This is a genomic window from Bacillus cereus group sp. BfR-BA-01453 (assembly GCF_022662915.1).
Classification (GTDB): Bacteria; Bacillota; Bacilli; order Bacillales; family Bacillaceae_G; genus Bacillus_A; species Bacillus_A paranthracis.
The window spans coordinates 71,567-94,104 of record NZ_JAKUEN010000014.1; the positions used below are offsets into that span (position 1 = coordinate 71,567).

The window sequence follows — 22,538 nt, forward strand, 5'->3', positions numbered from 1 at the left end:
GCAAGGTTATTTTTTCGTTTCTGCTTGAAAACGTTTATAGTATGTCGATGCTGTTGCAAAATTAATTTCTATATCACGAATCAACGATGAATCTTCTTCTTTAGCTAACTTCTGTAATTTTTTCATTGCTTGTTCCGATTCATTCAAGAAACCGACATATACCTCATGTTCTTGCTCTTTCGACTTCGGAACACGAATTTCTTTTCGTATATGATCAATATCTTCTAACATGCTCGTTGTTACCTTTTGCACATCTTCTTTATATGTAGCAGTCGTTATTTCCTTACCGCCCTTTTCTTTTGCCACTTCAAATAACTGCAGTGCATTATTAATTTCTTTATTCATTTTCAAATCGTATTTTTCATGTACTGCACGGTATTCTTTCATTTCTTCTGTTTGTTCTGTAGATTGCTCTACCTTTTCTTTCGGTTCTTTCGTATCCTTATTTCCATTACATCCTGCTAGAAGGATCATACTTCCCATTACAGCAATACCCAAAACCTTCTTCATCTCTTCTTCTCCTTTTATCTACAGCTACTACTCATTATAGTTTCTTTTATCTCCACTTGTTATTATACCGAGAACATCCTACTTTTTACACTTAAGACGACATCATAATATATATACCAACATGTTTGTCACAGTATCGTCACTTTATACAAATAACTTTTGCACTGCTTTACTACAGCACCTTACAAAACTATATGAGGTATTTCAAAGAAATGAAAAAAGAACTGATTCAAATATTCCCTTTGAATCAGTTCTTTTTTGTTAAGCCTCTAAATTTTGTCTTGCTTGCAGTTCAAACTGCTTTTCACTTCTTCTAGCCATAAATAAATAGCATAGTACCGCACCAATTTCACAAAGAGCTATTACAACACCCATCGGTAATGCCGTGTTACTTCCACCTATACCTACTAGCGGTGCAACAAGCGCTCCTGAAATGAACTGTAATAAGCCTAATAAAGCTGATGCTGTTCCTGCAGCTTGTTTTTGATTTCTCATCGCTAATGAGAACCCAGTTGTTGAGACAACCCCAACACTTGATACGACAAGGAATAACGAGCATAAAACACCAATTAACCCTATCCCTAGTAAGATTGTCAGTAATAAAGATAAACCACCAACAGCTGCAATAATGATACCAGAGACAAATAATGTCTTCTCATTCACTTTCCCTGCTAAACGACCCGTTACCTGACTAGCAATAATAATACCGATACCGTTAATCGCAAAGAATAAACTAAATTGCTGTGGTGATGCCCCGTATATATTTTGCAATACAAATGGCGATCCCGAAATGTAAGCAAACATTGCCGCTGTTACTAATCCTTGTGACAATGCATATCCCATAAACAAACGATCCTTTAATAGTTTTCCGTACGTCGCTAACGTCCCTGACAAACCGCCTGTTTCTCTTTCTTCAGGAGGTAATGTTTCACGTAATACGAAAGTAGCTGATATTAACATAAATACACTTATTGCCCCGAGAACGATAAAGACACCGCGCCACGTTGTGAACTGTAATAATTGTCCCCCTATAATCGGTGCCAAAATAGGTGCTGCTCCGTTTACTAACATAAGCAATGAGAAGAATTTCGTCATTTCAGAACCTGAATACATGTCACGTACCATTGCACGTGATATAACAATCCCGGCTGATCCTGAAGCTCCTTGTAGGAAGCGTAATAACACTAAAGTCCAAATAGATGGCGCAACAGCACAAAGTAAAGAAGAAGCAACATAAATAATGAGAGCAATAATAAGAGGTTTGCGTCTTCCATAAATATCACTAATTGAGCCAACAAATAATTGTCCTACTGAAAGCCCAAGCAAACAAGCTGTTAATGTAAGCTGTGCTAGAGATGCACCCGTTTGCAAGTCATCCGTTAACTTCGGTAACGAAGGCAAATACATATCAATAGATAACGGCCCAATTGCCGTAAGTGTTCCTAATACAAGAATCATCCATAACCTGTTCATCTTTACAGGCTTATATATTTCCTGATTAACTTCATTCACTTTTTTCGTTCACCCTTTCCTATACATACTAAATCGTAACAATTATAGTTACAACATAAACATACGTCAAGTATAGCGCATTTTCCTGTTTAATTCTGTAAAAAAAGCGATAGAATTTCTATCGCTTTACTTGTTCAAATTACTATTTTTAAATTTGGATACGGAAGACATCGCCTCTCCTGTATCTAAATATGTGATTTGAATTGGATCTCCCACTTCTGTAAACATAGCATATGGGAATTTCTTCACAGGTATCATAAATACTTTTTGTTCATTCTCTAACAGTACGTACACGATTGTATTTTCACCTGATTTTTCTTTATATACACGTTGTACAACGCCTTCTTTTTGCGCCTCTTTTCCATTTGAAGTCGGTCTAAATGAATCTCCACTTCCACTCAGCGCATTTTTATAATTCTCAAGCGCTTCTTTTTGCGTCGAACCTGTTGCAAATATTTTCGCATTAGAAGCATAGATAACAGTATGGGCACGTACTAACCCTCCATCATCAATAACAGGTACAATCCAAGAAGGTTTACCGTACACGTTATAAATAACCGGCATTGTTCCATGCCACTTTTCTCTCTTAAAGGAATTATCCACGACTTCCGAAGCAGCCGAACCATCCATAATTCCCTTTACTTCTTTTCCATTATAGTAATACAACTTACCTGTACGCGCATCAATGAGTGAGTAACCTAACGCAGAATCTACTCCTTCTTTCGGAGAAGTGAAATCAGTAAAGTAATATAGTGTTCCATCCTTACCGAAAATCGGTGTAACTCCTTCTTTCGTTCCCCACTCAGTCGGGATCTTCATATCAGTTTGCGAGAATTTTGTATTCCAAAATCCGTGAATATATTTACCGAAGTACGTATTTAACGTAGATGCAGTCTCGTGATTTAATACGCCATCAACAAATTTAGGTGCCTTTCCTTTATCGTATCTTTTCACTTCGCCTGTTTGTGCATCTACTACTACAACGCCCTCTACCTCAAATCCAGATCTTCCTGAAATAAATTCACCGTACGTCATTGTATAATACGGTTTCCCTTTATCATCCACTTCAAATTTAGGTTTTCCTTTAAAGATTAAATTTGGTTCTGCTTGCCTTACCACACGCTCTAAATTATTTCCGAAAAACATGCTTGGCACGTATTTCATTTTATAACCAAGGTGCAGCTTTGCTTCTGCATCAGGATTCGTACCTGACATCGTGACGTACCCTGGAATTGTCTCAGCTTTACGTGCTTTAAAAAATCCTGAAACTTCAATCGGTGCTACATATAAAGCCTCGCCATTTACCATTTGTGGCGTTAATTCTCCTAGCTCAAAATAAGCTACTTTCGGAATATCCCCAAATACTTTTTTCATCTTATTCTCCGCTGTCTTTGGCGGCACTGTAAATGGCTGATCATTTTCAGTAAATGGCTCTGAAATATCTTTCTCTACCTTTACAACAGAATCATATTTCTTTTGCGAGATTACTATATCGTGCAAATAACCAAAGTAGCCGTAACTTGCAAGTAAAACAAGCATTAGAAGTCCTTTTAACGTACCTTCTAATTTACCTATTTGATCTTGGGAAAATAAAACAAGCCCAATTAAAATCGCTACTGCAACAGAATAATGAGTAAGAATTGAATCTGCTCGATCATCAATTAGCCAAAAATATTCATAGATTGCAATACCTATCCAAAATAAAACTGGAATAACTAAAATAGATGATTTCTTACCCTTTACAACCTTCTCATCCCCTTTCTTATCCACTGCTCGAAGTTTACTACCGCTTCTTCTTGTCCATGGAATCAAAAACAAAGTGAGAATAGCTAAAATTAAAAATTTCATCAAAGGCAATGTCCCCTTTTCTTTTGTCTTCCTCTTTAGTATAACAAATAAAGGTTATTCAGGTAAAAATGGGAATTGTTATATTTTTTTACTACTTAATACAACTCCGCTCACTACATATAAGATAGATGCAATATAAAAAATCGTGCCGATCGTAAAGAAATCTACTAAATATCCTGTTGCAATAATTGCTACTGCTCCTCCAATCGATGTCCACACATGATATTTTCCAATCTCATAACCAGCATTTTCTTGTACAACTTTTCGTGCTAACGAAGTCTTCTCCGTATTACGCTGCACAGCCCCTAAAATACCCATTAAAATTTGAAGAATGTATACATGCCATACTTCTGTTGCAATAGGAAAACAAAGCATTAATATTGCCATAGACCAGGCGTATATAATTAGTAACTTTCTATCACCTACTCTATCAGAGATTCTTCCAACTAACGGATATACTAGAGCTGAAGTTAAAGCAAATAAGCCATATGCCCAGCCAAACTGTGAGAAGCTATTTCCAACATTCCGAAGCAATAGAATGTAAAAAGGAAATACCATACTTCCTGCCATCATAATGATGCTTTGTGAAGCTACAAATCTTCTATATGTCATTTCGTATACTCCCTATAAAATAAATTCACAAATCTCTCTTTTGGATCCACTTCTTTTTTCTTCTGAAGAAACTCTTCTATACGAGGATATGCTCTCTTTAACTGCTCTTTCGTTGGATAAGAATAATACGGTAAATAATAACTACCGTTATGCTTTAACGTAACATCAATCATCTTCTGAATAACATCCTCTGTTTTCTTTATCTCATTTTCAGAACGCCCTTGATTAATTAAAAGAACCAGTGCAAACATATCATCTTTCGCATAGGATAAAACTGCATTTTCATTCTTTTCCACGTAACGAATCGTAATATTGAGCAAATTAAACTCTTCTTCATTTAATACGTTACGTAAATCATCTATGTATTCCGTGAAAGAATCTATAGGCACAAAATATTCTTGTAACACTTCTGTCCTATTCGGATTTTCATATTCCATAAAGGCACTATCTGACCTCATAACATTATTTCGCGTCTCATACTTTCCATCTGTACGTTCGAAATAACTTCTTTGTATATCCCAAAACGTATTTTTTCCCCAATCACTATAGCGTGATAATCCAAGTAAAAATTTAGGCGCTGCTATAATAGTTTCTTCTTTTAATTCACTATACTCCTCCCTCATATTTTGGTTTTGTGCCAATGTATAATCTGTCACATACATTTCTCTTAAAAATGAATTTGGAGCAACAGAAATACGAGCTAAGTGCATACGAACATTTTCATCTTTTTTCACTTTCTCTTTGAAATAAGACGTGTATTCTTTATAATCTAGCATTTTCGTGTGCGTTTCATATAATTCATCATTTGTTAACTTTAAGGTCACATCTAAAATGACACCAAATAACCCGTAACCGCCAATGACATAAGGAAATAAATCTGCATTCTCTTCTCTACTTACATTACGCACCGTACCATCCGCCATTAGCAATCTAAACGACTCTACTGTATCAATCAATGCTTCATGACGAATATCACGACCATGTACATTTACACTTAATGAACCGCCAACCGTAAAAATATTTTGAGATTGCATAACTTGAACTGCAAGACCATATGGATTTATTTTCTTCTGAATATCATTCCACGTGACACCACTTTGAACTGTAATGCGCTTCTTCTCTGGATCAAATTCTAATATTTTATTATACCCTTTCATATCAAGCATCGTACCATGTGGATAATACGTCTGCCCGCCCTGACTATGTTGCATACCAGCAATAGAAATCTTCTCTCCAGAAACATTCGCATCTTGCACTAATTTTATTAACGATTGCTCATCAGTAGCACTTTCAACACGTTTTATTTTTGTCGGAAGCAATTTACCTACATCACTCATAATAGGATGATCGAGTTGTTTTTTATATGTATGTACAGACGTTGCAAGCAACACTGTATATGCTACAATGACCACCGCTATCTTTCCTTTTTTCAAATGACACTCTCCTCTTCTACATCTTTTCCTCTTTATATTGTACCTATTTTCCTATGAAGAAAGAATACAAAAAAGAGGGACCTTATTTTAGGTCCCTCCTTATCAAAACTGTTACTTTGCTGCTGGCAATTGTATTGGGTCAAACTTTTCATACGACGTATATTTTGCGTTCGTAATAATGTGTGCTTTATCCTTGCCATTACTACTCATAATCATGTCTATCTTTGCTGATTCATATTTAAAATCTTTTGTAATGATATATTCTGCATCCACTTCTTCTATCTTCGCATTTTGTGCTTGTAACATTTTCTTCTGCGTTTCATCCATGCTAGTTAACATACTTTCTGTTTCTTGCCCTTTTAATGTAAATTTCAGTTTATATTTATCTCCGCTTTTCTCCAGCTTCATTTTATCTAAAACTACTTCCGGTACTTCTAATTTATCTATAATATCTTGAGTCGCTTTCATTCCACCAGCGTTTAATTGCTCCTCTGGTACGGTTATAACTTCTCCTGTATTAGGGTTTTTTACCTCACCAGCAACTTTACCATCCACAGTATACACTACAACATCTGTACCGGAAATATTCATTTCAGAGCGAGAATTCTTTGTCTTTGGCTCTAATTGCATCTTAGCCTTTAATATATCCATCTCCGTTCCCTCAGCTTTTACCCCTACACCATATGTCATCGTTACATGTTCTTCATTTTTAAAAGCTTCATTCGTTTTCTTGAAAACATCTTTCGCCGTTAATTCCTTTTCTTTTTGAACGGATTCTTTTTTCGGCTCATCCGTCTTTGCTGTTTTCTCATTACTACACCCTACCCCTAGACTGATTGCAAGTACTAAACTTGAAACAAAAATAATTTTTTTCATACTGTTGCCCCCTTTCCCAAAATAATATCACCTCTTTTCCTATGAAATCTATATAATTTTTAATCTATACTCGCTATATAGCGACATGTTTAATAAAGATTTTAAATATGATGTAAATAACGACAACTCATTTCAGGAGGACATTATGAAGGCGATCATTTGCACACAGTATGGACCACCTAACGTTCTTCAGCTTCAAAATATAGAGAAACCTATACCTAAAAAGAACGAAGTATTAGTTAAAATTCACGCAACAAGTGTATCGACTGGAGATTGTAAAATACGCGGATTTAATAGCCCTCTATTATTTTGGATTCCTATGCGACTTATATTAGGACTTAGAAAACCGAGAAACCCTATACTTGGCGTAGAATTAGCAGGAGAGATAGAGGATATTGGGACAGATGTAACTCAATTTAAAAAAGGGGATCAAATTTTTGCATTAACAGAACTCAATCTTGGTGGTTATGCCGAATACACATGCGTGCATGAAAGTGGATTAATAACATTAAAACCTACCAATGTAACGTATGAAGAAGCGGCAGTTATTCCTTTTGGTGGAACTTCAGCGTTGCATTTTCTGAGAAAAGGCCGGATAAAAAAGGGGCAACAAGTTCTCATATATGGTGCCTCTGGATCAGTAGGAACAGCTGCCATACAACTCGCTAAATATTTTGGTACGACCGTTACGGCTGTTTGTAGTAATTCAAATTTTGAACTCGTTCAATCTTTAGGGGCTGATAAAGTAATTGATTATACGAAAGAAGATTTTACTAAGGGGTGCGAGCGCTACGATATTATATTTGATGCAGTTGGGAAGTATAAAAAATCCCTTTGTACAAATACATTAACACCCAATGGAAAATATGTATCTGTGAATGGAATGATGGCAAAGGTAAGTAAAGAGGATATGATTCTACTAAAAAAACTAACTGAAACAGAACATTTAAAACCTGTTATTGATAGAACTTACCGATTAGAAGAAATTGCTGAAGCTCATATGTATGTGGAAAAAGGGCATAAAAAAGGAAACGTTTCGATTACCTTAAAATAAAATATATAAGGATTAAAAAAGAAGGTATCTCACCAGAGTGAGATACCTTCTTTTTACCTTTTGAATCCACCTTCTGAATGAATAACTTGCCCCGTAATCCACTCTGCTTCTTCACTTACTAAAAACTTAATGAGTCTTGCTGCATCCTTTGGTTCACCAATTCTTCCAAAAGGAAACATCGGTTTTAATCCTTGCTTTATCTCTTCAGTCATCCAGCCTGTATCGGTTGGACCTGGGTTAATTGCATTCACTGTTATTCCTAAATGAGCTACTTCTGCTGACAACGTACTAGTTAGAGCATCAATAGCTCCCTTCGTTGTTGCATACGCTAGTTCTCCCGCCATAGGCCCTTGGAATTGTCCCGACGTCATATTCACAATTCTACCACCAGATTTCTTATCAAATCCTCTGGCAAATTGACTACTTAACAATGTAGTCGCACGAACGTTTACCATGTAATGCTTATCCAGTTCTTCAGCAGTCAAATTAGAGAAATCATTATTCGTAGAATATGCTGCATTATTAATTAATATATGGGGGTAGCCTAGTTGTTCAGTAACTTTATTTATAAGCTCTTTCGGTGCATCATTCTGAGTTAAATCTAACTCCATACTCGATACTTTCACACCATTTTTTAGTAACTCTTCTTGTAATTGTATTTGTTCACTTTGATCAACGCCCCAAGGCATCTCTTTATCGTAAGCTGTCCAATATGTAAAAAATATATCGTATCCTGCTTCAGCTAATTCTTTACAAGTTGCTGCACCTATACCATCTAGACGACTTACACCTGTAACAACTGCTACTTTATGTTTTAATTGATTCATCATATACTCCTCCAATTTTAAAGGACGCATATTTTATATAAGAGATATGAATTTCCCCACATACGTATCTATCCTTACAAAGGGGATGCACAAGCCAAATATGCAATCCTTGCATGATTTACAGATAGCTAAATAACCCCTCACTTATGAGAGAAAAATTCATCTATCTAATTTCTAATCATTACAAGTTCATCCACATATTGAGTCCTTGTCTCCTTTCCATATACCTCTATTTCTATCTTAACAATATGATGTAATATTTTAAATGATAAAAAATAAAAACCAATATTCCATTCCAAACTTCTATCAAATTTATTATATTATAATATTTAAATAATGGAAATAATTAGAAAAAACACTGGTAAATATTGACTAGCCTTCTTATAATAAAACGTGGGGCTAATGTGAGAGTTTAGTTTTATACAAATAGGGGGAAGAAACATGTCAAAAAAATTACTTTCTTTATTTTCTGCAATAATCGTAGCAGCTTTTGTAATAACCGGCTGTGGTCAAAGCGATACGACAAATAAAGAACAAAAAGAGAATGCAACAAAAGAAAGCAAAACAGAAAAAACGGATACGACGAAAGAAAATAAACCTGAAGATAAAAAATCCGAAAACAAGAAAACTGAAGATAAAAAGACGGAAAATACCGCTACTAGCTCCAGCGATTATTCTAAACTTATTTCCTACATGGAAAAAGAAACAGGTGGTAAAACAAAAGTTCTTTTTGAAAATAAGGAACCACAAGTCCATAAAGCTGAAGATGTTTCAGTATCGATGAACAGCTATACATTAGTTGAATTAAATGGATTCCATACGGACTTTAACATTCCATTTAACCGTCAAACAGAGGGCGGAGTTATTCTTGTGAACTATAGCGTAAAAAATAGTTCAGCTAAAGATATTTATTATATGCCAGCATTGGACATGTCATTTACCGGTGCTCAGAAAGTATATAGTAACTATAAAGACTTAATTCCAAAAGAAGATCAGCTACCAACTAAGCTTGCTCCAACGAATGATTACTTAGTAAAAGCAGGAGAAACTATTTCTGGTTATATCGCGTATCCATTCGGAAAAGATGATCTAGAAAAAATTTCAAGTCTCTCAACAGTCTCAGTCACAGTCCCAACTGCACAAGCTAATAAAGGAAAATTCGATGCTCCAATCGGAAGCCCTGGAAGCTTTTCATTAAGTTTAAATAAACAAGGTGCTGAGAAGGTTGCAACAGATAAAACTTTCTACCAAGATAAAGCTACGGCTAATAACATGGGCGATAAAAAAATGTTAAAAGAGAAATCAAGTATTAATAGCAGCCAAGAATTAGGTGCTGTTCATGTTACATTAGACGGATACCAATTTACTCAATTCACACCAAATTCCGTCGAAGCTCCACGCTTTGCAAATTTCAAAAATGGTATTGTTCTATTAACAGTGAAATTCAAGCTTGATAACAAAGATACTCAAGACGTTTCACTATCTCCTATAAGCTCTACATTGAGAGTGAATGATGGTACACAATATACGATTAATGAAGGTATGCTACTAAATTACGACTATAACGCTGCAGTCAAAACGGGAACATCTGGAGAGTTACTGCAAGTATTTATTTTAGATCAAGAGCAGTATGAGAAGATTTGGAAAGACAAAAGCTTTGAGATTGAGTTAGGACCTATGAGAAATAAAGAAGCTAAAGATATTTCACAAGGTAAAAAAGCTAAATTTACATTACCTAAATAAATTACTAAATATATAATAGAAAAGGCATATAACATATGATTGTTATATGCCTTTTCTATTTGTATCAAGAACAAAACTTTCATTTAAGTGTATACATTTATGATTACCTATTCGTTGTATAAGTATAGGGAGGAAAAATGATGGGAAAAGAAAATATATTGACCTCCTATCTTATCAATTTAGGGGAGGAAGTGTTCAAACTATTACTAGCGAAAGGGGCTATAAAAGAAGACGCAGAAGACATCATCCAAAATACTTTCTATAAAGTATATACGTTGCTAGATGACCTAACAGAGAATAACATACGTCCATGGTTTTTTAGGGTTGCATTAAACGAATACATTGACTTGAAGAGAAAAAAAGAGCAGCAAAACATCTATTTAACTGAAGAGATTTATTCAAAACTACAATATACAGACCGAGAATTAGATGCTGTTTTAAATAAAGATGAGATTTTCTATCTATTAAGAGATATAAAACTAGAATATAAAGAAGCCTTCTTTTTAAAATATTATTATGATTTTTCATATGAAGAAATCGCCCTAATACTAGATATTCAAGTGAACAGTGTTAAACAAAAATTACATCGTGCACGTAAAACAATTCATTCTACAGTAGGAGGAAAAACTTAATGGATACTTCTTTAAAAGATGCATTAAAAAAAGCTAAAAGGAAACAGTTACTTAAAATTATTATTACTTCTATTATGGTTGTAATCATGCTGATTCCTATAATGTACAAGGTTGGCAATTACTTCGCAGCGAAAAGTTCTACGAAGCTGCACGAACATCTCTTTTTACATAACGCAATTGCAGAACCGAATGTGCAAATTGATTCTCAAGTAACGAGTAATTCATCCATGTTTGGCGGCAATATTATATCAAATCGTTCTAAAAACATTAATGGTTACGTAGTCCCGTGGAATACATTAACAAGCTCCTATGGTTGGATCCGCATCAATATCGATTCCAATGAATTAACACCTGGTTTTTATTGGTCCAATAAAGAGTTCTATGAGTACGATAAACAAACAAAGAAAAAATTTGCAACATTTTATAATCCCGCTATTAAGGAATATTTTGATGGTGTCCAAAATGAATTAGGGGAAGTTTCACAAATGAACAACTATGTTGCCGAAGTTGCTATCTCTTTCAATCAGCCTTACACACTACAAGAAATTAAAGAAAAAATTCCAGATAACTTAAACATTGTATGGTTATATATGACCTCACCAATTGGAGATGAAAGCAAAGGACCTGCTGGTATGCCCGTTTATGGATTTAATCCAGACAAGTCCCCTGAAGAAGCGTACAAAGGGTTCGTTGATTCACTTAACCAATACGATGACGCTGGAGATGACGAAACTATCCAGAAGTTTTTAAAATCAAACAAGGGCAAGCCATTTGATCAAGTGAAAATCTTAGGGGTTATGCTAACTGGGAAAACGGAAAACTTTAAGGTATTAGAAAACCAAGACTTTATTCGCGGTGCTTCTGTAGGCGTTACTGCACCAATTGTTCCTTATATAAAACCAGAGAAATAATAAGGAACCCCAGATGAACTTAAAGAACATACATGAACCTGTTTACTACGGGAGCTATCCGCTACAATAGATAGCTCCCATCTCTCATTTATTGCTTAATTTTCAAAAATAAACTTCACAATATTTTATGTGCAATTTTATAAATAAAAAATCATAAATTTGTTCACATTATATCCATTGTGAATTTTTTCACAATGGATATATAATAAACTTGTAAATACAATATTGGAGGGATTTCAATGGTTATCAATTTTTTAAGAACTGATAAACGTGCTACTTTCATATTATTATTTTTACGACTTTACATAGGGTATACATGGCTCGCTGCTGGAATAGGCAAAGTCTTTGGACAATCTTTTGACGCAAGTGGTTTTCTAAAGGGCGCTATTGCTCAAGCATCAGGTGACCATCCTGCAGTGCAAAGTTGGTGGGCAGATTTTCTTCAACATTTTGTCCTTCCAAACGCAGACCTATTTAGCTTTTTAGTTCAATGGGGAGAAATTTTAGTAGGTCTAGGTTTGATTTTAGGCGGATTAACAAAAACAGCTGCATTTTTCGGAATCATAATGAATCTTTCATTTTTATTAAGCGGAACTGTTAGTGTAAATCCAAACCTGCTTATTTTGACTATGTTCATTTTAGTTGCAGGACAGAACGCTGGACATATTGGATTAGATGGCTATGTTTTCCCAAAAATTTTCCGTAAAAACAACCACGGAACATATAAATTAAGTAAAACTGCGTAGTAACGGTTTACTCTTAAAATATAAATAAGAAAAAGAGCCTGCGTATAGGCTCTTTTTTGTTTACTCCAAATTTAAACTCTTAACGAGCCACGAAAACCTCTGGCAGCATAATAAGAATCTGCCCCATTGTGATACACGAAAACATGCCCGAAGCGATAATCGCAAAATAGCGCACCACCGAGTTCTCTAATATCTGAAGGTGTTTGTACCCAGCTTGATGATTTCATATCAAAATCTCCAAGTTTTTGCAATTCCCGATATTGTTCTTCTGTTAATAGTTCAATACCCATAGCATTTGCAACATCAATAACATTATTTTCTGGCTTATGTTTTTTTCTTGATTCTAACGCTTTCAGATCATAACAGAGACTTCTGCGGCCTTTAGGACTCTCCTTTGAACAATCATAGAAAGTATATTCGTCCTTCTCTTCATCATAACCAACAACATCCGGCTCACCGCCTGTTACTTCCATTTCATTAAGTGACCACAATTTTTCATTATTAGTAGCCAGCTTCGCTTCAACTTTAGCCCATTCAAGGCCTTCATGGCGGTTCATGTTTTTCTCAAAACGGGCTTGTAATACTTTTAATAGTTCTTCACGTCGTTCTACAGATAACTCATTTTTATTCTCTGTCATATTCGTCCTCCGAATTAAGCTTCCTTATAACCACTTAAATCTTCTCAATAATGGTTTACTTGCAGTTTACAACAATCTGGCCCGATTGCACAACGAATAATCCCTGTGCGGATATCCATTATATAGTACTAAAACCCTCCATACTTTCTCCAAGAATATAATGTGAAAACCACATCAAATTCTGCTTCATAATAGCTACATTCATTCCTGGCTGATCAGGACTATATGCCATTCCTTTAAATATCATTAATTCTGTATCAACTTCCATATCCCTTAATCCTTGATGTAGCTCATATGCATTTGTAACTGGAATTCTTGCATCCTTTTCGCCATGTTGGATTAAGGTAGGCGTACAAGCTGATTTAATATACGTCATTGGTGATGTTTTCGTATATATATCTGGATCATTCCATGGAGTATTTCCTAAATGCATCCTAATGAAGTAAGGGATATCTGTATTTACGTAATGAGTACTCCAGTTCGTAATTCCGCCCCCAACTGAAATTGCCTTAAATCTGCTACTAAATGTAGAACAGAAAGCTGATATATATCCTCCGTTACTCCATCCCATAACTCCTACTCTATCTTTATCTACAATCCCTTTTTCAACTAGTTCATCCACTCCAGATATAACATCATCGTAATCAGCAAGTCCTTGTTTTCTGTAGTTCGCTTTTAAAAATTCATTACCATAACCAGAACTTCCTCTATAGTTTGGCTCTAAAACGATAAAGCCTTTTTCAACAAACTGTTCAATCGGATATTTCTCATTGAAGCAGTCTGAAAATATCGGAAAGGATGCCCAAGCCGGACCTCCGTGAATTACTACTAATAAAGGATATTTTTTATTTGTATCAAACTCTACTGGTGTTGATAAAACACCCTCTATTTTAAGACCATCACTACTTTGCCATGAGATGATTTCCCTGTTGCTTTTAAGCTTGTCTTCGAAAAAGCTATTTTCATTCGTTATTTTTTTATCATCCAAATAGATTTCAAAGGTTTCATTTGTTATAGCCTTATTATAGGTTATATGATTGCCATCCCTTGTTATAGAGGCATCCATTATAAAGCCATCTATGTTGTCACTTAATGCTTCCACAGTGCCATCTTCAGCTAGTAATCCAATACGATAATTCGTTTTATCCTGCCATCTAATTAAAATACCTTTAGCTGTCCACTGTAATGGCATAACCGTACTATCAAAATTTGTTAAAGGTTGAATTACCTCTCTCGTATTCATATCATATATCTCTAATGTACTATCTTGTATATGGTTTCTATAGTAATCCTTCTCTCTTATGCTTGCTGAGTAACATATTTTGCTGCCCTCAGGAGAAAAGCAAACGCTCCCGCCCAACAACTTATCTACATTCATCTTTTGCAGTTCCTCAGCTTCAACATCTAATATATATAGATCACCATTCATATAATCGTTTAGGCTTGGTGTAGCCATACATACAACTTTTTTCCCATCATTTGAAATATCAAAGTCATGGATATAAAACTCCTTACCATCAGTTAATTGATAAACACCGTTAATCTCTCGTTCCTCTTTATCATTTTGTATCACTTTTTCTATTTCAATGTAGCATAAACAATTATTTTGATGTTCCTTACCTACATGTTGAAAATCTCCATATAGCTCCTTACGTTTCTTTATTTCCTCACATTCTTTTGACTGTGTAATATAATAAAAACCTTTACCAGTATGATCCCATTTGAATGTACTGATCCCTTCTTCCTCATCAGTAATTTGCACCCCACCATAACCATCTAATGACTTAACGAAGATTTGATTTTTCCCATTACCACCAGGACTAAGGTATGCAATATCCCTAGAATTTGGAGACCATAACGGGCATGTATTATCTATCTCCCCATTTGTTAATGGATAATTTTTCCCTTTACCTTTTTCATATATCCATACATGATTTCTATATGTATTGTCTTTCCAGTTAGCTGTCCTCTTAACAAATGCTACGTTTTTGCCATCATCACTTATGTTTGTACTTGATACGGCCGGTAATGAAATAATCTCTTCTATACTTAAATATGTTTTTTCACTCACTTTCATCAATATGCCCCCTTGTAATGTCCATAAATCTCTCGTCTCTTTTTGTCATAATAAAGTAAATTGTTCACGTATACTTAAAATAGTAACGGAAAATTCAGATAAATAAAAGTGCATCTGATAAAGTAAAACTTTAATCTATAGGGTTCTATCCACTCAAATTAAAGATTATGTGTTTTTCATCTAAATGGGAAAAATAAACGCATTTTGATTCATACATTCGTTTAAAGTGAACTTCCATCAGTGGGAGTCTTATAGCCTACGAATTGTGGAATGAAAAATGGACTAAGAATTTAATCTTAGTCCATTTATTATTTTATATCCATTTTGTATGGAATGTACCTTCTTTATCTACTCGTTTATACGTATGCGCTCCAAAATAATCGCGCTGCGCTTGCAACAAGTTTGCAGGTAGTTTGGCAGTACGATAGCTGTCATAATAAGAAATTGCTGCTGAAAATGCAGGTATCGGAATGCCCTGTTGTACCGCCATTGAGATAATTTGGCGTAATCCACCTTGATATGACTCTACAATTTCTTTAAAGTATGGATCAAGTAAAAGGTTCGGTAGGTCAATGTTAGTCTCATAAGCCTCTTTAATGTTCTGTAAAAAGGCAGCACGGATAATACATCCGCCTCTCCAAAGCATAGAAATGCTGCCAAAATCAAGGTTCCAATCATATTCCTCAGAAGCTGCCTTCAATTGCGTGAATCCTTGTGCATAAGAACAAATTTTACTCATATATAAAGCTTGACGCACCGCTTCAATTAATTCGGCTTTTTCAACTCCAATTGCTGTTTTATCTTTAGGGCCAGATAAAACTTTACTTGCGTTCACACGCTCTTCTTTTAAAGCAGAAATGCAACGTGCAAATACAGATTCCGTGATAATAGGCAGAGAGATACCTAAATCAAGTGCGCTTTGACTTGTCCATTTCCCTGTACCCTTTTGTCCTGCAGTATCAAGAATAACATCCACTAATGGCTTACCAGTTTCTTCATCTTTCTTCTTGAAAATATCGGCTGTAATCTCAATTAGATAGCTGTTCAGTTCACCTTTATTCCATTCAGCAAATATTTCATGGAACTCTTCTGCAGTCAAATCTAGTGTTTGTTTCAAGAAGAAATATGCTTCACAAATTAATTGCATATCTCCATACTCAATACCATTGTGAACCATCTTTACATAGTGTCCTGCCCCATTCGGTCCGATATAAGAACAGCAAGGCTCGTTATTCACTTTTGCAGAGATGTTTTCAAGCATATCCTTTACTTTTTCGTATGCATCCTTCTGTCCGCCGGGCATAATAGATGGTCCCTTCAATGCACCCTCTTCGCCGCCTGACACACCTGCCCCGATGAAATTGATTCCTTCTTCGGCAAGACGTTTGTTTCGGCGAATTGTATCGACAAAGTATGTATTACCACCGTCAATTAAAATATCACCTTTATCGAGGTGAGGGACTAGAGAATCAATCGCTTTATCTGTAATTTCTCCCGCATTAACCATTAATAAAATCTTTCTAGGTGATTCGAGTGAGTTAACAAACTCTTCAACTATATGAGTACCAACTAAGTTTTTACCACGGTTTTCCTCAATGGTTTCATCAACTTTTTCCTTTGAAATATCATATAGGGCAACAGAATACCCTTTACTCTCAAAGTTAAGTGCGAGGCTTTTTCCCATAACGCCCACACCAACAACTCCAATTTGTAACTTTTCCATATTCTATCGTTCCTTTCCATGTATGTTACTCTGTATTATAGTATATATACCTAAAATAACATTTTAATCAAATAATCCAACTTTTTCATTTCAATAGGCTCTGCCAGTATTCGTGCAAAAGGTTAAAGGGACACGGCACATCACTATCAAGTTAAAAAATAAAGAGAAATTTTCATCCTTATTAATCAATCATGAAAAATCACATTAAACAGCTTCCGTATCCCTTTTACTGTTTAGAAAGATCTATACAAATAAACTTAATAATAAAGTAAACCCTAATCCGGCTACAGAAACGATAGTCTCAAGTAAAGTCCATGTTGCAAATGTTTCTTTCATGCTTAAACCAAAGTACTCTTTGAACATCCAGAAACCAGCATCGTTCACGTGTGAAGCAATTAAACTACCAGCCCCTGTTGCAAGGACAACTAAAGCAAGGTTAACATCAGATTGACCTAACATCGGAATCACTAAACCGACAGTTGTTAATGCAGCAACCGTAGCAGACCCCAATGAAATACGTAAGATGGCAGCGATAATCCATGCGAGCAAGATCGGTGATAATGAAGTTCCTTTGAATAATTCGGCTACATAGTTACCAACGCCGCCATCAATTAATACTTGTTTGAAAGCGCCGCCTCCACCAATAATTAAGAGCATCATCCCAATATTCGAGATCGCTGTTGTACAAGATTCCATCACGTTTTTGATTGGAATATTTCTTGCCAATCCCATTGTATAGATCGCAACTAGTAAGGATATCAACATGGCAGTATCCGCATTCCCAATAAACTCGATCGTTGCTAGTAAACTATTATCTTTGAATCCCATTGTTTTTTGCAACAAAGTAATAATTGTAGCGACTGCCATTAAAAGAACAGGCAGTAAAGCGGTAAAAACACTGATTCCAAAACCAGGGGTTTCTTCAAGTTTAAATACTTTCTGCTCACCTAATGATTGTATATTACCGGTTTTTGTGAACGCCTCAGGTACTAGTTTTTTTGCAAGTTTAGTAAATACAGGTCCAGCTAACACAACTGTTGGAACCGCTATCATAAAACCGTAAAGTAATACTTCACCGATGTTTGCATGCAATTCACCAGCGATAGCAGTTGGTCCTGGGTGTGGTGGTAAAAATCCGTGTGTTACAGATAAAGCAGCTGCCATCGAAATACCGAGATATAAGATAGAAACTTTTAATTCTCTTGAAATTGCAAATACAATCGGAATTAATAATACTAATCCTACTTCAAAAAATAATGCAATCCCGATAATAAATGAGGCAGTCACAACAGCCCATTGAATGTTCTTTTCACCAAATTTTTTCACAAGGGTCATGGCAATGCGTTGTGCCCCCCCAGAATCTGAAAGCAACTTACCTAACATCGCACCAAGTCCAAAAACGAGTGCTAAGTGCCCAAGTGTTCCACCTAATCCCGCTTCAATGGTTTTAAAAATCTTTTCTGGTGGCATTCTAAGTGCTAACGCAACCCCGACGGATACAATGATTAATGAAATAAAGGTATTTAATTTAAAGCGCATAATCAGTAAAAGTAATGCTAAAATCCCAATTGCTACAATGACTAATGGCATCGTAGTTCCCCCCTAATCTTAGCTGTATTTGTATTGATCCCGCTATTCGTGGGCAGTAAGGCCCCCACCACCTCGAGATTTAGATAGAAGCGAGGCATGGGAGATTACTGATGAAAGTTTTACTTTATTAAATTTCTTTGATAATTTGCAATTCGTGTATAATCGTCTTCTAGCGCCCTTGATAGGTTAATAAATATAGGCAGTAATTGTCTGTATTCTTTTGTTGCTTCTTCTTTCGGTGTATGTTTGTAGGTACTGCCAACCATTTCGGAAACGATTTCAAAAGAATCAATTTTTCCTGTGGCATAGAGACCTAATATACATGCACCTAGACAAGAGCTTTCGTAGCTCTTTGGAACAACGACTTCAGATGCGAAAATATCGGACATCATCTGTCGCCAAACGTCAGACCTTGCGAAGCCGCCTGTTGCTTGAATACGAGTTACAGGACCATCCATACATTCTGTTAATGCTAAAAATACAGTGTATAAATTATATATAACACCTTCTAAAGCTGCACGAATCATATGTTCCTTCTTATGTGACATCGTTAAACCGAAGAAGGAGCCACGTACATCTGGATTCCATAATGGTGCACGTTCCCCTGCGAGGTACGGATGGAATAATAATCCGTCTGCACCAGGTCTCACGCGTTCTGCTATTTTAGTTAATACATCGTATGGATCAATTCCTAGTCTTTTCGCAGTTTCTACTTCTGATGAAGCAAGTTCATCACGAATCCAGCGAAGGACCATCCCTCCATTGTTTACCGGTCCACCAATTACCCAATGTTTTTCGGTTAAGGCATAACAAAATATTCTTCCTTTTTTATCTGTTTGTGGTTTATCAATGATGGTCCGAATAGCACCACTTGTTCCAATTGTGACAGCAATCTCCCCTTTCCGAATTGCGTTCACACCTAGATTAGAAAGCACCCCATCACTGGCACCAATGACAAACGACGTTTGGGAATCGATACCAATCTTTTGGGCTAAATCTGGATTGCAGTTGCTGAATATTTTGGTGGTTGGTACGAGTTTAGATAATTGAGCTGATGTTATACCAGCAATTTTTAAAGCTTCCTCATCCCAATCTAGCGTTTTTAAGTTCATCATACCCATGCACGAGGCGATGGAATGATCAACAACATATTGATCAAAGAATTTTTTGAAGATATATTCTTTGATTCCAATATATTTTTTCGTTCTAATAGCAATTTCCGGATGGTCATTCACAATCCATGTAATTTTACTTAATGGTGACATTGGGTGAATAGGTGTTCCTGTTCGTCTATAAACTGCATGGCCATTCAGTTCATCTTTGATTTTATGTGCCCATGCTTCACTGCGATTATCTGCCCAAGTGATACAAGGTGTCAGCGGCTGATCATTTTCATCCATGGCAATGACACTATGCATAGCACTGCTAAATGAAATAAACGATGGGTTTTTATCTGAATGCTGTTTCGTTATATTTGATATTGCTTGTAAAACTGCTTGAAAAATCTCTTCTGGATCTTGTTCCGCTGTGGATATATCCGGTGTGCGAAGTGGATAACCAATATTCTCAGTTTGAATGACTTCGCCTTTTTCAGTAAATAAAACTGCTTTCGTACTTGTTGTACCGATATCTATACCTAACATATAGCTACTCATGTCCTTGCTCAACTCCTTTAGATAACATTTGTTGTGACATCCAGAGGTCTTCGACTTTCCCTTGAACATCATCAAAGTTTTGATGTAAGGCCTTAATCATGAGGGCTCGATCTTTTGATTCGATTGCTTTTATATAAAGCTCATGATTTTTAATAATCCGTTCAAAGTCTTCGTACTTTTCCTTGAAACGAGTACGCATTGATAAAAGGATTAAGCTTTCCATAACAGGCTTTAAATTATTCCAAATCATCAGGATGTAGGAATGCTCAATGGTTCGAATAATCGTTTCATGGAATAAGAGATCTTGATAAGAAAATTCATCAGAATCATGATACTTAATGGCGATTTTCATCATTTCCATTATTTTATTTAGTTCTCTTACTAAATCATTTGTGTCCATCTTTCCAAGTCGCTCAAAGATAAACGTTTCTATAAGTAAACGAACATCATATATTTCTTCAATTTCTTTCTCGGTTAAACCAATGACAACTGCGCCCATTCTTTCTAAGCGAATAATATTTTCAGAAGCTAGTAATTTTAATGCTTCACGAACGGGTGACCGACTTACAGAAAAATCGGCAGCTATTTTATTTTCTGACAGGATGGTACCGCTTTCAATTGCACCTGCAATAATGCGCATTCTCAATTCGCTCGCAACACGATCACCTGTAGAAGCTTTTGAAAGCCATTTTTCAGGATAAAGAAATTCCATTGATTTCGTCATAAATCCACCTCGTGTTAATCAAGTATACTTGTATACAAGTATTATAACTCGGATTTTTAATTATGCAAGCGCTTTTATTGTTCGCGTTGGTTCTATTAGAGGAAATCCCATAATTATTAAGCTAACAAATCAAGTCACCCCAAAACTATTATTGTTGATAAAGAAGATTTAGGAAATGGAAAACGAAACAAGTGGTATGAAAGACAAATAATTATAGAATCTATGTAAAAAGAAGCAGCTACCTTTAAATGGAGAGGTAGCTGCTTTTTTAGTTGTTCATATTCTGCTGATGCTTTGAAATTAATTTAGACATATAGACAAAACCCTAAATTACGTATTGTCTTGTAACTCCATGAATATCTATTCGCGCTATTGTGTTTATACACTGCTCATTGATAGCTTCCCGATTAATTCTCAATAACATCATGTAACCTCTCAGCAAACTCTTTATGATGCACTGTGTTATAACCCACATGATGTCCTGGAAACTCTGTGAATTCTGTTCTGAGGTGTTCTGCTAAGTTGAATGCGCAATGATAAGGAAAAGTTTCTCTTGAAATACTTCCACCAGCTGGACGTACCTGTATCGATGCAGGTTTTAATAGGGACTTTAATGCATCGATATTTAAAGTATAGCTGAGAATTCCCGGGATTTCATACTCAGTGAAATACATCGAATTGCCAAGTAGTCGCTCTGTTAGCATATCCTTCGATGGTTCGGAATTACTATCATCAATATTTGACAATAACTTCATGACCTCACTTTGATGATTCCCTTTAAGGTCTTCCATGAAATTTATAGCCTGCTTCAACTCATTTTCAGATAAAAGTTGTAATAAAACCGGTTCGTGTGGAATTAGTAACTGTACCTGCTCAGGATGACGTATGCACAAATCAAGTCCGATAACAGCACCAGAACTACTTCCGAATACATAAGCCGGTTCTTTGGTCAGATTAGCTAGCAACCGATGAGCATCTTCGCTATGCGTGTGCACATGGTAATCCTCATTTTTATTGACGAGATTGCTACGGGAATGACCACGACGATCGTAAGTAACAACGGTATACCACTTAGCAAGATGGTCGGCGATATTATGGAACTTGTCGGCATCACCACCCCCACCATGAATCAAAAGAAGAATTGGACCCGAGCCACGCACCTCATAATAGATGCTTGCTCCAATTACTTGCAATGTTCCGTTTTTTACTATACTCATTTGTACATTCTTCCTTTCTTTTGTCATCTCCCTTAACATTACATAATTGGTGAACGATATAAAATGCAGGAAATAACTAAGAAACAAATTTACCATAAGAAAAAGCAATGTGTGGCTTTAAAATAAAGTTTGATTAAAAATATTGTGTTAAACCGTATTCTATGATGAATAAAAAGAAACCATTTTGAAAAGGTCTAATCAAAATGGTTT

At 35.7% G+C, this 22,538-nt stretch carries 19 protein-coding genes; 5 read left to right on the top strand and 14 right to left on the bottom strand.

The features are described 5' to 3' along the window. Positions 1-6: 6 nt before the first annotated feature. From MR070_RS22060 to MR070_RS22085, 6 genes are all read right to left on the bottom strand, one after another. Positions 7-510 carry a hypothetical protein gene (locus MR070_RS22060; protein WP_000756528.1) on the bottom strand — a complete coding sequence of 168 codons (504 nt, stop codon included), beginning with the start codon at positions 508-510 and terminating at the stop codon, positions 7-9. Positions 511-771: 261 nt separating this feature from the next. Beyond that, positions 772-1,983: a multidrug effflux MFS transporter gene (locus tag MR070_RS22065; protein WP_116777297.1), complete on the bottom strand. Its 1,212-nt coding sequence runs from the start codon at positions 1,981-1,983 to the stop codon at positions 772-774. Positions 1,984-2,148: 165 nt separating this feature from the next. Continuing rightward, positions 2,149-3,870, bottom strand: a complete 1,722-nt coding sequence (locus tag MR070_RS22070; RefSeq protein WP_242262019.1) for a DUF3981 domain-containing protein — start codon at positions 3,868-3,870, stop codon at positions 2,149-2,151. Positions 3,871-3,948: 78 nt separating this feature from the next. Next, on the bottom strand, positions 3,949-4,482 hold the full coding sequence (locus tag MR070_RS22075; RefSeq protein WP_000222369.1) for an MFS transporter: 534 nt from the start codon (positions 4,480-4,482) through the stop codon (positions 3,949-3,951). Beyond that, positions 4,479-5,915 (bottom strand): FAD-binding oxidoreductase, encoded by a 1,437-nt coding sequence (locus tag MR070_RS22080; protein WP_242262013.1) that lies wholly within the window; start codon positions 5,913-5,915, stop codon positions 4,479-4,481. Before MR070_RS22080 ends, MR070_RS22075 begins: the two co-directional genes overlap by 4 nt. 111 nt (positions 5,916-6,026) lie before the next feature. Further along, positions 6,027-6,791 carry a DUF6612 family protein gene (locus MR070_RS22085; protein ID WP_000720093.1) on the bottom strand — a complete coding sequence of 255 codons (765 nt, stop codon included), beginning with the start codon at positions 6,789-6,791 and terminating at the stop codon, positions 6,027-6,029. 145 nt (positions 6,792-6,936) lie between these two features. Between MR070_RS22085 and MR070_RS22090 the strand changes: the two genes are divergently transcribed. Further along, positions 6,937-7,845 (top strand): NAD(P)-dependent alcohol dehydrogenase, encoded by a 909-nt coding sequence (locus MR070_RS22090; RefSeq protein WP_197225440.1) that lies wholly within the window; start codon positions 6,937-6,939, stop codon positions 7,843-7,845. A 53-nt stretch (positions 7,846-7,898) separates the two neighbouring features. Here MR070_RS22090 and MR070_RS22095 read toward each other — a convergent pair whose 3' ends face one another. Beyond that, complete coding sequence (locus MR070_RS22095; protein ID WP_041184059.1) at positions 7,899-8,675, bottom strand: SDR family oxidoreductase; 777 nt, start codon at positions 8,673-8,675, stop codon at positions 7,899-7,901. Between the two features lie 438 nt (positions 8,676-9,113). Between MR070_RS22095 and MR070_RS22100 the strand changes: the two genes are divergently transcribed. The 4 genes from MR070_RS22100 to MR070_RS22115 all read left to right on the top strand — a co-directional run bounded on the left by MR070_RS22100 (position 9,114) and on the right by MR070_RS22115 (position 12,704). Beyond that, a complete protein-coding gene (locus MR070_RS22100; protein ID WP_070805074.1) occupies positions 9,114-10,415 on the top strand; it encodes a DUF5068 domain-containing protein in 1,302 nt (433 codons plus the stop codon). Between the two features lie 140 nt (positions 10,416-10,555). Then, the gene (locus MR070_RS22105; protein ID WP_242262014.1) at positions 10,556-11,047 is read left to right on the top strand and encodes an RNA polymerase sigma factor; all 492 of its coding nucleotides are present in this window, start codon (positions 10,556-10,558) and stop codon (positions 11,045-11,047) included. After that, positions 11,047-11,958: a sigma factor regulator N-terminal domain-containing protein gene (locus MR070_RS22110; RefSeq protein WP_000381491.1), complete on the top strand. Its 912-nt coding sequence runs from the start codon at positions 11,047-11,049 to the stop codon at positions 11,956-11,958. Before MR070_RS22105 ends, MR070_RS22110 begins: the two co-directional genes overlap by 1 nt. A gap of 239 nt (positions 11,959-12,197) precedes the next feature. Next, on the top strand, positions 12,198-12,704 hold the full coding sequence (locus MR070_RS22115) for a DoxX family membrane protein (RefSeq protein WP_242262015.1): 507 nt from the start codon (positions 12,198-12,200) through the stop codon (positions 12,702-12,704). Between the two features lie 71 nt (positions 12,705-12,775). Here the strand turns inward: MR070_RS22115 and MR070_RS22120 are convergent, their stop codons facing one another. The 7 genes from MR070_RS22120 to MR070_RS22150 all read right to left on the bottom strand — a co-directional run bounded on the left by MR070_RS22120 (position 12,776) and on the right by MR070_RS22150 (position 22,328). After that, a complete protein-coding gene (locus MR070_RS22120) occupies positions 12,776-13,342 on the bottom strand; it encodes a DUF4256 domain-containing protein (RefSeq protein WP_242262016.1) in 567 nt (188 codons plus the stop codon). Between the two features lie 118 nt (positions 13,343-13,460). After that, positions 13,461-15,419, bottom strand: coding sequence for a S9 family peptidase (locus MR070_RS22125; RefSeq protein WP_242262017.1), 1,959 nt, complete (start codon positions 15,417-15,419; stop codon positions 13,461-13,463). Positions 15,420-15,732: 313 nt separating this feature from the next. Next, on the bottom strand, positions 15,733-17,142 hold the full coding sequence (gndA, locus tag MR070_RS22130; RefSeq protein WP_000413554.1) for an NADP-dependent phosphogluconate dehydrogenase: 1,410 nt from the start codon (positions 17,140-17,142) through the stop codon (positions 15,733-15,735). Positions 17,143-17,385: 243 nt separating this feature from the next. Next, positions 17,386-18,732 carry a gluconate permease GntP gene (gntP, locus tag MR070_RS22135; RefSeq protein ID WP_044790563.1) on the bottom strand — a complete coding sequence of 449 codons (1,347 nt, stop codon included), beginning with the start codon at positions 18,730-18,732 and terminating at the stop codon, positions 17,386-17,388. A gap of 119 nt (positions 18,733-18,851) precedes the next feature. Further along, positions 18,852-20,387 carry a gluconokinase gene (gntK, locus tag MR070_RS22140; protein WP_000100548.1) on the bottom strand — a complete coding sequence of 512 codons (1,536 nt, stop codon included), beginning with the start codon at positions 20,385-20,387 and terminating at the stop codon, positions 18,852-18,854. Then, on the bottom strand, positions 20,380-21,111 hold the full coding sequence (gntR, locus tag MR070_RS22145; RefSeq protein WP_000167471.1) for a gluconate operon transcriptional repressor GntR: 732 nt from the start codon (positions 21,109-21,111) through the stop codon (positions 20,380-20,382). The genes gntK and gntR overlap by 8 nt, the downstream gene beginning before the upstream one ends. Before the next feature lie 407 nt (positions 21,112-21,518). Next, entirely contained in the window at positions 21,519-22,328 is an 810-nt protein-coding gene (locus tag MR070_RS22150; RefSeq protein WP_242262018.1) for an alpha/beta fold hydrolase, read from the bottom strand. Positions 22,329-22,538: the final 210 nt, after the last annotated feature.